This is a genomic window from Variovorax rhizosphaerae, assembly GCF_037889975.1.
GTDB classification, from domain to species: Bacteria; Pseudomonadota; Gammaproteobacteria; order Burkholderiales; family Burkholderiaceae_C; genus Variovorax; species Variovorax rhizosphaerae.
Genome location: NZ_JBBKZT010000029.1, coordinates 73051 through 84014, shown reverse-complemented (window position 1 = coordinate 84014; position 10964 = coordinate 73051). Strand labels below are relative to the sequence as shown.

Below are 10964 nucleotides of genomic sequence, written 5' to 3'. Positions count from 1 at the left end.
ACGCAGTCGCCGGGCATCGGGCACGTCCATGCCGCCGTACTTGGCGCGCCATTTGTAGAAGGTCGCATCGCTGAAGCCGCCCTTGCGGCACAGCTCCTTGATCGGCAGGCCGGCCTCGGCCTGCTTGATGAAACCGATGATCTGCTCTTCGGTGAATCTGCTCTTTCTCATGTCCGTCATTCTCCAGGTTGACGGACCTCACTGCGTTTAAGCTGGTACGGCTGAGAGGGGGCAGGTCAGCTGCGCGAGCTGACCTCGGCCCGTGCTGGGTACTGGCGCGAGCGCGCCATGATCCGCATCGACGCGTTGTGGCTGTGCACGCAGCCCCAGGACATGCGCGCGGGCGCCGACCGGCTGCTGGCGGTGGTGGTCAACACCGTCGGCCAGGCCCAGGCCCACCACGGCTGGCTGTTCGCCAACGCGCGGGCAACGCGCGTCAAGCTGCTGGTGCACGACGGCTTCGGCGTGTGGTGTGCCACGCGACGGCTGCACAGCGGCAGCTTTGCGTGGACCAGCGCGTCGGCCAGCGCCGCTGCACCCACCCTGCAACTGACGGCGCAGCAGTTCGAGGCGCTGGTGGTGGGCCTGCCGTGGCAGCGGCTGCCCGAGTTGCAGGTGCTCATATCAGCCGTGCCTGATCTGCTTGATATGAGCCTCGTTCGGGCGGCGTTCCTACTGTTGGCAACCGCGGCGCCTGTAACCCATGGGCTCGCACCAAATGATGTGTCGATCATCTCCGGCGCTGCCATTCACCTTGTAACGCGACACCGCTTCTTCGCGAACACCGGGCTCCATCCGTGGGCTTGGGATGCCCAGAACTCGTCAAGTTCACGCTGCTGTCGCGCGCGACGCCAGCGCGTACTTGGTCGACCGCTCAGCGAGCGCAAGGACAGCGCAGCCGAACTGTCGAAACGGGTCGATCAGCAGGCGATCTGGTTCAACTCCGCTGATTCAACTCCGCTGATTCAACTCCGCCCGAGGTTCTTCAGGCGCGCAGGGTCGACAATTTCGATCCAGTACCCGTCCGGGTCCTTGATGAAGGCCACGTCCTTCATCTTGCCCTGCTCGGGGCGCTTGACGTAGGGGACCTGGTTGTCGTCGAACCACTTGATGGCGGCGTCCAGGTCCGGCACGGAGAAGCAGATGTGGCCGAAGCCCTGCGGTTGCGCATTGCCATCGTGGTACTTGAAGTCCGGGTCGTCCTCGGTGCCCCAGTTGTGGGTGAACTCGAGGATGCCGGTCTGGCTGAAGGTCCAGGCGGTGCGCTCGCCGATGTCTTCCGGCGGCGGGTTGTCCGCCACGGGCCGGTGCAGGAAATACAGCGAGAACTTCATCTCCGGAAAGTCGAGCTTGCGCAGCACGCGCATGCCGAAGACGCGGGTGTAGAAGTCCAGCGCGACAGCCGGGTCCTTCACGCGCAGCATGCTGTGGTTGAAGACGAAGCCCTGCGATGCGTTGCTGGGTTGGGCGCACACGCCCGGGTGGTTTTCCGTGTCGAAGCTCATCGTGCGTGCGCTACTGCCAAAGGGTGGATGGGTGTGAGTTTGGGGGAGGTGGCGATGGTACGCGGTGCTTGCTCCAGCGCCATCAGCCGACGTCGAAGATAACGCATGCAGGTCACACGCAGGAAGGACGCGAAGTTGGGCACTTCGCCGCGGTGCGCCATGATCTCGTCGTGGAAGAGGGCGATCAGCGCGTTGGTGGTGCGGCCTTCCTCCTCGGCCATCTCGGCGAGGGTGTCCCACATCATGTTCTCCAGCCGCAAGCTGGTCAGCACGCCGTGGATGCGCACGGTGCGGGAGCGCTGCTCGTACTGGATCGGATCGGCCTTGACGAAGAACTCACACATGGCTTGTCTCCTTGGGTGGGCCCGCAACCTTGGCTACACCGTGCGGGCGGTCATCGCGCTGGCAATGTACTCCGCTTGCCGGATGGCCAGCGTCACGATGGTGAGCGTGGGGTTTTCCGCGCCGCCGGTGGTGAACTGGCTGCCGTCGCTGATGAACAGGTTGGGGATGTCGTGCGTCTGGCCGTGCGCGTTGCAGACGCTGGTCTTCGGGTCGGTGCCCATGCGGCAGGTGCCGAGGTTGTGGGTGCTCGGATACGGCGGCGTGCGGAAGGACTTGATGGCGCCGGCCGCCGCATAGACGCGCTGGCCCTGGCGGAAGGCGTGCTCGCGCATCCGGATGTCGTTCTCGTGGTCGTCGAAGTGCACGTTGGGGATGGGGTTGCCCCACTTGTCCTTGAGCGTGGCGTGCAGCGTGATGCGGTTGCTTTCGCGCGGCATGTCCTCGCCGACGATCCACATGCCGGCGATGTTGGTGTAGTTCTCCATGTACTCGGTGAAGCCGCTGCCCCAGCCACCCGGGTCCAGGAAGGCGGCCATGAAGGGCACGCCCAGCGCCAGCGTTTCCATCTCGTAGCCGCCGACGAAGCCGCGCTTCGGGTTGTTGTGGGCTTCGTCGCGGATGATGCCGGCCATCGTGGTGCCGCGGTACATGTTCACCGGTTGCTTGAACAGGCCGTACACGGAGCCGGTCAGGTGCCGCATGTAGTTGCGCCCGACCTGGCCGGAACTGTTGGCCAGGCCGTCCTTGTACTTGTTGGAGGCAGAGAGCAACAAGAGGCGCGCCGTCTCGATCGAGTTGGCCGCCACGCAGACGACGCGCGCCTTCTGGCGCTGCTCCTTGCCGTCCTTGTCGAAGTAGACGACGCCCGTGACCTTGCCGGCGTCGTTGTGCTCGATGCGGCTGACGTGGCTTTCGGGGCGCAGGTCCATGTTGCCGGTCTTCTCGGCCTTGGGCAGCTCGGTGTAGAGGGTGCTCCACTTGGCGCCACTCTTGCAGCCCTGGAAGCAGAAGCCCAGTTGCAGGCAGCGGGCGCGGTCGTCTCGCGGCTGGCTGTTGATCGCCATGTTGCCGGTGTGCACCTGCTTGTAGCCGAGCTTGGTGGCGCCGGCGTACATCACCTTGAAGTTGTTGTTGCCCGGCAGGCCCGGGATACCGTGGGTGCGTGTGACGCCCATCTTGTCCTCGGCGCGGTCGTAGTAAGGCTCCAGCTCCTTGAGCGTGACGGGCCAGTCCATCAGGTTGGCGCCCTTGATCTCGCCGTAGGTGCTGCGTGCCTTGAACTCGTGCGCCTCCAGTCGCAGCGACGCGCCGGCCCAGTGGGTGGTGGTGCCGCCGACGGTCTTGCAGGTCCAGGCCGGCAGGTTGGGGAAGTCCTTGGCCACGCGCCAGCTGCCGGAGGTGGTGCGGTTGTCCAGCCAGGCCAGTTGCCCGAAGGACTTCCATTCGTCGTTGATGAAGGTGTTGCTGGATTGGGTTGCGCCGGCCTCCAGCACCACGACCTTGATGCCCTTCTGGGCCAGCTCGTTGGTCAGGGTGCCGCCGCCGGCGCCCGAGCCGATGATGACGACCACCGAGTCGTCCGTGTTGTCGAACTTCGCCATTTGTCTGTCTCCTGCTTGCTGTGTACGTGGACGTGGCTGGCGGGGCTTCAGCCCATGTAGGGCGGAGGGCTGGCGGCTTGCGGCGGCGCAGGGAGCCACTTCAGGTCCTGGAAGCCGCGCGTGATGTAGCCGCCTTTTTCCCAGGCCGAGCCGGGGTAGCCGAGCGCGGCGAAGGCCATGTCGTTGTCGTAGAGCGAGGTCACGCACTGGCCGCGCACGGTGTTGAAGAAGGGCGTGCCTTCGATGGCCTTGACGGCGGCCAGCTTCTTCGCGGCAGGGGCCTTCACGAAGCTGCCGCCGGTGGCCTGGTCGAGGCTGGCGATGCCGGCCTTCACGACGGGCAGTGCATCGGCCTTGCCGTCGAGGTCCTTGGCCAGCAATGCATAGACGGCGTCGGGCAGTTTCTTGTGCGGATAAAGCACGCGGCCCATGGCCATCAGTGTCGTGCCCTCGCTCTCGCTGAGCTGCTTCAGCTCCAGCGCCCAGACGGACGAGGGCGCCAGCGCGGCCAGCACGGAGCCGGCGGCGATGGTGCCCATGAGGATGCCGGAACCCTTGAGGAACTCGCGTCGCGCCAGGGGCAGGGCAAGCTTGGGAACCTGGCCGTTGTCTTCGTCGCTGCACGCATCGGCGCCGGCAAGGCCCAACGGTGCGATGGGAATCACACGCATGTCATGTCTCCTGTTTCATCGTTCGACGGGCTCGATGCGGCCCTGTGCTGCGCAGTGTTGCACCCGCTTTCAGGCGCCGGGTTTTAGCTGGCTACCTACAAGGGAAAGCCCTTGGGCGGCTGGCCTGGCCCGCTCGCCGGCTCGGGAGGCGGTGCACGGCGCAACTCGCTGGTGGCCGCAGGCTACCTTCGCGCGCGCGTGGCGCGCAAGCAATGGCAAGCCGCGCTAAGCTCGCGCGGCATCCAACGAGGAGACATACCGATGAAGTCACGCAACTTCAGGACTCGCAACGGAACGGACCTGGCCTTCTCGGCAATTGGCCTTGGCACCGCGCCCATGGGCGATCTCTACGAACTGCTCGATGAGAAGACGTCGATCTCGACGATCGAGCGGGCCTGGCAGTGCGGGGTGCGCGTGTTCGACAGTTCGCCGCACTACGGCAACGGGTTGGCTGAATCCCGCGTCGGCGCGGGCCTGCGGCATGTGCCGCGCGATGAGGTCATCGTTTCGACCAAGATCGGCCGCGTGATGGACGCCTTCACCCAACCGCCGCCGAGGAACCCCGATGTGTACTCGCCCGGTTTTGCCGGCGGCTATCCGCACGCACCGCGCTTCGACTACACCTACGACGGCACGATGCGCTCGGTCGAGCAGTCCTTGCTGCGCACCGGGCTGAGCCGCATCGACGTGCTGCTGATCCACGACTGCGACGTGTGGACGCATGGGCGCGTGGATGCGGAGCGCTACTTCAAGGAGGCCATGGATGGCGCCTACAAGGCGCTCGACAAGCTGCGCAGCGAGAAGGTGGTCGCCGCCATCGGCTTCGGCATCAACGAGGCCGACATCAGCGTGAAGTTCGCCAAGGCTGGCGATTTCGACGTGGCGATGCTGGCCGGGCGCTACTCGCTGCTCATCCAGAACGGGCTGGCCGAGTTCCTGCCGCTGGCGGTGCAGAAGAACATCGGCGTGATGCTGGCGGGCGTCTTCAATTCCGGCATCCTGGCCACCGGCGCGGTGCCGGGCGCTCACTTCGAATACGGGCCGGTGCCGGAGGACATCATGGAGCGCGTGCGCAAGATCGAGAAGATCTGCGCGGCGCACGACACGTCGATCCGCCGTGCTGCGCTGCAGTTCGCAATGGCGCATCCGGCCGTGGTCACCGTGGTGCTCGGTGGCGTGAAGCCGCAGGAGATCGAGGCCAACGCGGCCGATGCGGAAGCGATGGTGCCGGCCGCGTTGTGGAGCGACCTGAAGTCGGCGGGCATGCTCGACCCGTCCGCCCCGACAAGCTGACTCAGCGAGTCAGGTTTCCGAGAAGGTGTGAAGGTTTCGTAGCGAGGGCGCCGAGGTCGGGTCTGCGGCGCAGAACCGCACTCTCGTGCGGTGACAACGAAGTTGCGGCAGAGGCTAACAACTTCGCGATAGCGCTTGTTGTGCCGGAGCCAAACACCGCAGGCCCAAGATCGGTGGCCGCAGTAGAAAGTTTCTCGCCTTCTCAACCCCAGGCGCCTTGCGCCTCTTCCCAGCCGATCACCGCGATCGGGCTGCCGTCGGGCTTGATGAAGGTCAGCGGGCCGAGAAAGGTCATGTAGAACTCGCTGTCGACCGGGAAGTTGGTCTTGTCGTGCCGCGCGCCCGAGGACTCGAATCCGTAGCCCGGTGCGATGGCGGTAGCACCGCCCGCGGCCTTGCCGCCGCGCACGTCCATCTTGCCCTTGGTCAGCAGGTATTCGCCCGGGCCGGCATGGATGTGCGGTGCGAAGGATGAGCCGGCGGGGCAGTCGAAGATCGCCGTCCACGCGCCCGAGCCGGGCGACACGTTCAGCAGCTTCCAGCGAATGCCCCCGGTGGAAAAGGCGTCCGGGAACGGCTGCCATTCCACCTCGTCGATCTGCACATACTCTTCAGTGGTCTTCGGCTTCATATGGTCTCCATTCTGGGTGAGTGGAATGCGCGTCGAGGCTTGCGCCAACGCGATCGGGCGATGCCGATCTGAACGATCGCCCCGGCGGAATTGAACTGCAAATCGCACTCGGGCGCCGGGCGCGCGTCCGCTGCCCATGCGTCGGTATCAGGGTAAGGCGCACCGCGGCCCCGTTGTCAATTGCAACCGGCGGCACTAGCATTCCCGCAGCTTCGCGTTCGCATCCTGGGAGGGCAACAAGGCTCGCCAAGACCGCGAGTCAACATGGAGACAACCAGTGAACAGACGCAAGACTCTCAAGACATTGGGAAGCGCGGCCATGGCCGGCGCATCGGGGCTCGCCAGCCGGCTCGCCTTCGCGGCGAATCCGTCGATGGTGACCGTGGTGAAGATCGCGGGCATCCCGTGGTTCAACGCGGTCGAGAAGGGCATCGTGAAGGGCGCCAAGGACTTCAGCATCGATGCCACCATGGTCGGCCCGGCCAATGTCGACCCGGCGCAGCAGGTCAAGCTGCTCGAGGACCAGATCGCCAAGAAGGTGACCGTGATCGGCCTGGTGCCCCTGGACGTGAAGGTGTGCGAGCCGGTGCTCAAGCGGGCGCAGGCGGCCGGCATCAAGGTGATCACGCACGAGGGACCGGAGCAGGAAGGGCGCGACTGGAACGTGGAACTGATCGACTCGGTGAAGTTCGGCGAGGTGCAGATGCAGCGCATCGCCAAGGACATGGGCGAGTCGGGTGAGTACGTGGTGTACGTCGGCACGCTGACTACGCCGCTGCACAACAAGTGGGCCGATGCGGCCATCGCCTACCAGAAGAAGAACTATCCGAAGATGAAGCTGGCGGCGGACCGCTTCCCGGGCGCGGACGAGATCGACACCTCGTACAAGACCACGCTGGACGTGATCAAGGCGTATCCGAATCTCAAGGGCATCCTCGGCTTTGGTTCCAATGGGCCGATCGGCGCGGGCAACGCGGTGCGCGAGAAGCGGCTGGGCAAGAAGATTGCGGTGGTCGGCACGGTGCTGCCGTCGCAGGCCAAGGACCTGATCGCCGACGGGATCATTCGCGAGGGCTTTCTGTGGAATCCGACGGATGCGGGCTACGCGATGGTCGCGGTGGCACGGCTGGTGCTGGACGGCAAGCCGATCAAGGATGGCGTCGAGATACCGGGGCTGGGCAAGGCTTCTGTCGACGTGCCGGGCAAGCTGATCAAGGTCGACAAGATCATGCGGATCAACAATGAGACCGTTGCGGGTCTGATTGCTGGCGGCCTCTAGCACTGTTGCTCTCCCCCAGGATCCACGCACTTCGCGTCGCTCCTCCAACCCCTCAGCGGGGCAACACCAGCGGCCCGGGAAAGCCGGTTCCGCGGTGTTCCTGGAATGGGGTTGCTCCGGGCGGTGGCTAATGTCTGAATGCGGAAGCGCTTGAGGCTTGATTGGCGAATTTTCTTGATTTGAAGGCGATCTCCAAGCGCTTCGGCGGCGTCGTCGCATTGCGCGATGTCGACCTCTCGCTGGCAGCCGGCGAGGTGCATTGCCTGGTCGGCGAGAACGGCTCGGGCAAGTCGACGCTGATCAAGATCATCTCGGGCGTGTTGGCGCCCGAGCCGGGCGGGCGCATCGTGATCGGGGGGCGGGAGTATCCGCGCCTCGATCCGGTGCACTCCACCGCCTGCGGCATCCAGGTGATCTACCAGGACCTGTCGCTGTTCCCCAACCTCACGGTGGCGGAGAACATCTCGATTGCCAGCCACCTCGGTCGGCCGCAGGTGGTGAACTGGAAGCGGCTGCGCGCGACGGCCGCGGCCGCGATGGCGCGCATCGGTGCGTCGCTGGACCCGGACGAGCGGGTGGAGGACCTGTCGATCGCGAACCGGCAACTGGTCGCGATCTGCCGCGCGATGGCGGCCGACGCGAAGCTGGTGATCATGGACGAGCCGACGGCCTCGCTGTCGCGGCACGAGGTTGATGCGCTGGTCCGGCTTGTGGCCGATCTGAAGCGGCACGGCATCTGCATCGTGTTCGTGTCACACCGGCTTGACGAAGTCATGGAGATCGCCGAGCGCGTGACGGTGCTGCGCGACGGCGCCAAGGTCGGCGAATTCCCGGCGCGCGAGATGGACGACAAGAAGCTCGCGACGCTGATGACCGGCAAGTCCTTTGCCTACAAGACATCGCTGACGGACTGGACGACCGCTGACGTGGTGCTGTCGGTGAGCCACCTCACGCGCGCCGGTCAGTACGAAGACGTGAGCCTCGATATCCGCGCCGGCGAGATCGTCGGGCTGACGGGGCTGCTCGGCTCCGGACGCACCGAGTTGGCGCTGTCGCTATTCGGCATGAACCAGCCGACCGCGGGCGAGATCCGCCTGAACGGCAAGCCGCTCGCGCTGAAGACCAATGCGCAGGCGATCGAGGAGGGCATCGCCTACGTCTCCGAGGACCGGCTCAACCTGGGCTTGGTGCTGGAGCAGCCGATCTCTTCGAACATCCTGGTGACCGTGCTGGACAAGCTGACCAACCGCATTGGCCTGGTGCCGGAGCAGACGCGCCAGTCCACGGCGCAGCACTGGATCAAGGAGCTGGCGATCAAGGCGCCGAACGCGGACAACGCGGTGCGCACGCTGTCCGGCGGCAACCAGCAGCGCGTGGTGCTGGCCAAGTGGATGGCGACGGCGCCCAAGTTGCTGATCCTCGACAGCCCGACCGTCGGCGTCGACATCGCGGCCAAGGACGGCATCTACGAAGTGGTGCGCGCGCTGGCGGCCAAGGGCGTCGCGATCCTACTGATCTCGGACGAGATTCCCGAGGTTTTCTATCACGCGCATCGGGTGCTGGTGATGCGGGGCGGCAAGCTGGTCGGCGAGCGCGTACCGCATGGCTCGTCAGAAGAGGAACTGCAGGCGATGGTCGATGCATAACAAGGGCAGCACCGCGCTCCAGCGCTTCCGCCGCAGCCACGAGTTCTGGCTGCTCGCCGTCATCCTGGTGATGTCGCTGGTGCTCTCGCTGGCGACCGACAGTTTCCTCACCGTGCAGAACCTCTACGACCTGCTGACCTCGAACGCCTTCATTGGCATCCTGGCGTCGGGCCTGCTGGTGGTGCTGATCTCGGGCGGCATCGACATTTCGTTCACGGCCACAGCGTCGATTGCGCAGTACATCGCGCTGACCATCGGCATCAACCATGGGCTGGGCTGGTTGCCGCTGTTCGCCATCGCGGCAACGGTCGGCATCGTGTGCGGCGTGATCAACGCGGTGTTCATCACCAAGCTGGGCATCTCCTCGATCATCGTGTCGATCGCGACGCTCAACATCTTCTACGGCCTGCTGATCTTCTCGACCGGCGGCAAGTACATCACCTCGCTGCCCAAGTTCTTCCGCGACGGCATCTGGTGGTTCGAGCAGGAGGACGCGAATGGCGTGCCCTATGCGCTGAACCTGCAGATCATCGTGCTGGTGCTGTCCTTCCTTGCGGCGTGGCTGCTGCTGAACAGGACCAACATCGGCCGGCAGATCTACGCGATGGGCGGCAACAAGGATGCGGCGCAGCGCCTGGGTTTCCATGTGTTCCGGCTCAACGTGCTGGTCTACGGCTACCTGGGTTTTGTCGCGGGTGTGGCCTCGCTGGTGCAGGCGCAACTGGCGCAGTCGGTCACGCCGACGGTGCTGGTCGGCAAGGAGCTCGACGTGTTGGCAGCCGTGGTGCTGGGCGGCGCGAGCCTCACGGGCGGCGTGGGCACGGTGATGGGCGCGATCCTCGGCGTCGCGCTGCTGGCGATCCTGCAGAACGGGCTGGTGCTGATCGGCGTGTCCTCGTACTGGAACCAGTGGTTCGTGGGGCTGACCATCCTCGTGGCGGTGTCGATGACGGCCTGGTCGGAGCGCCGCCGGCGCGCAACGAAGGCGATCAACTGATGGCGCTCGCACGCTTCCTGCGCGGCGGCACGGTGCCGATGTTGTCGCTGGTGCTGGTGGCGCTGCTGGCGGTGTTCGGGTTGTTGCTGGGCGAACGCTTCTTCAGCGTCGGCTCGCTGCAGTCGATGGCCTTCCAGTTGCCGGAGCTGGGCATCCTGTCGCTGGCGATGATGGTGACGCTGCTGTCAGGCGGCTTGAACCTGTCGATCATCGCCACGGCCAATCTGTGCGCGCTGACGATGGGCTGGGTGCTCACCACGCAGGTGCCGGGCGCGGAGGGTTTCATGTGGGGCGGCTGGCAGGTCATCGCGATCCTCGCCGGCGTCGGTGTGGCGCTGGTGGTGGGCCTCATCAACGGCTTCGTCATCGCGTACCTCGGCGTGTCGCCGATCCTCGCGACGCTGGGCACGATGACGCTGTGCAAGGGCCTGTCGATCGGGCTCACGCGCGGCAATGTGATCTCGGGCTTTCCGGAGCCGATCGTGTTCCTGGGCAATGGCACGCTGGCCGGCGTGCCGGTGGCGCTGATGATCTTCATGGCGCTGTGCGTGCCGATGGCGGTGCTGCTCAACAAGAGCCCGTTCGGCCACAAGGTCTACATGATCGGATCGAGCGAGAAGGCGACGCGCTACTCGGGCGTGGACACGCGGCGCGTGCTGATGGGCGTGTATGTGCTGTCGAGCCTGCTGGCGGTGGTGGCGGCGCTGGTGATGATGGCGCGCTTCAATTCGGCCAATGCGTCTTATGGCGAGAGCTACCTGCTGGTGACCATCCTCGCCGCGGTGCTCGGCGGTGTGGACCCGCTGGGCGGCTTCGGCAGGGTGGGCGGGCTGGTAATGGCGCTGGTCCTGCTGCAGGTCATTTCGTCGGCGTTCAACCTGCTGGACTTCAGCCCCTTTCTCACGCTCGCGATCTGGGGGGCGCTGATCATCGCGGTGACGGCGATGGGGGCGAGACTGGACGGGTTCCGCGGAGCGCGCGGTTGACTGCTGGGCG

General features: G+C 65.5%; 12 protein-coding genes. 6 read left to right on the top strand and 6 right to left on the bottom strand.

The window, feature by feature from the left end; translation table 11 throughout:
• Nucleotides 1-171, bottom strand: a 171-nt coding sequence (locus WKW82_RS35550) for a transposase (RefSeq protein WP_340347849.1), incomplete at its 3' end; no start/stop codon positions are given.
• A 117-nt stretch (nt 172-288) separates the two neighbouring features.
• On the opposite strand from WKW82_RS35550, the gene tnpB reads away from it, so the two are divergent.
• Entirely contained in the window at nt 289-1083 is a 795-nt protein-coding gene (tnpB, locus tag WKW82_RS35545) for an IS66 family insertion sequence element accessory protein TnpB (RefSeq protein ID WP_340347847.1), read from the top strand.
• Here the strand turns inward: tnpB and gloA are convergent.
• The 4 genes from gloA to WKW82_RS35525 are packed head-to-tail and all read right to left on the bottom strand — an operon-like array spanning nt 966 to nt 4122.
• A complete protein-coding gene (gene gloA / locus WKW82_RS35540) occupies nt 966-1505 on the bottom strand; it encodes a lactoylglutathione lyase (protein ID WP_340347845.1) in 540 nt (179 codons plus the stop codon). The genes tnpB and gloA overlap by 118 nt on opposite strands.
• Nucleotides 1502-1849 (bottom strand): ribbon-helix-helix domain-containing protein, encoded by a 348-nt coding sequence (locus WKW82_RS35535; protein WP_340347843.1) that lies wholly within the window; start codon nt 1847-1849, stop codon nt 1502-1504. Before WKW82_RS35535 ends, gloA begins: the two co-directional genes overlap by 4 nt.
• A 33-nt stretch (nt 1850-1882) precedes the next feature.
• Nucleotides 1883-3451, bottom strand: a complete 1569-nt coding sequence (locus WKW82_RS35530) for a GMC family oxidoreductase (protein ID WP_340347841.1) — start codon at nt 3449-3451, stop codon at nt 1883-1885.
• Nucleotides 3452-3498: 47 nt separating this feature from the next.
• The gene (locus WKW82_RS35525; protein ID WP_340347840.1) at nt 3499-4122 is read right to left on the bottom strand and encodes a tat (twin-arginine translocation) pathway signal sequence; all 624 of its coding nucleotides are present in this window, start codon (nt 4120-4122) and stop codon (nt 3499-3501) included.
• 261 nt (nt 4123-4383) lie between these two features.
• Here WKW82_RS35525 and WKW82_RS35520 point away from each other — a divergent pair, with 261 nt between their 5' ends.
• Nucleotides 4384-5415, top strand: a complete 1032-nt coding sequence (locus WKW82_RS35520; RefSeq protein WP_340347839.1) for an aldo/keto reductase — start codon at nt 4384-4386, stop codon at nt 5413-5415.
• 202 nt (nt 5416-5617) lie between these two features.
• Here the strand turns inward: WKW82_RS35520 and WKW82_RS35515 are convergent, their stop codons facing one another.
• Complete coding sequence (locus tag WKW82_RS35515; protein ID WP_340347838.1) at nt 5618-6046, bottom strand: cupin domain-containing protein; 429 nt, start codon at nt 6044-6046, stop codon at nt 5618-5620.
• 277 nt (nt 6047-6323) lie between these two features.
• Between WKW82_RS35515 and WKW82_RS35510 the strand changes: the two genes are divergently transcribed.
• The 4 genes from WKW82_RS35510 to WKW82_RS35495 all read left to right on the top strand — a co-directional run bounded on the left by WKW82_RS35510 (nt 6324) and on the right by WKW82_RS35495 (nt 10954).
• Nucleotides 6324-7325, top strand: coding sequence for an autoinducer 2 ABC transporter substrate-binding protein (locus WKW82_RS35510; RefSeq protein WP_340347836.1), 1002 nt, complete (start codon nt 6324-6326; stop codon nt 7323-7325).
• A 161-nt stretch (nt 7326-7486) separates the two neighbouring features.
• Entirely contained in the window at nt 7487-8971 is a 1485-nt protein-coding gene (locus WKW82_RS35505) for a sugar ABC transporter ATP-binding protein (protein ID WP_340347834.1), read from the top strand.
• Nucleotides 8964-9968, top strand: a complete 1005-nt coding sequence (locus WKW82_RS35500; RefSeq protein ID WP_340347832.1) for an ABC transporter permease — start codon at nt 8964-8966, stop codon at nt 9966-9968. The genes WKW82_RS35505 and WKW82_RS35500 overlap by 8 nt, the downstream gene beginning before the upstream one ends.
• Nucleotides 9968-10954, top strand: a complete 987-nt coding sequence (locus tag WKW82_RS35495) for an ABC transporter permease (RefSeq protein WP_340347831.1) — start codon at nt 9968-9970, stop codon at nt 10952-10954. The genes WKW82_RS35500 and WKW82_RS35495 overlap by 1 nt, the downstream gene beginning before the upstream one ends.
• Nucleotides 10955-10964: the final 10 nt, after the last annotated feature.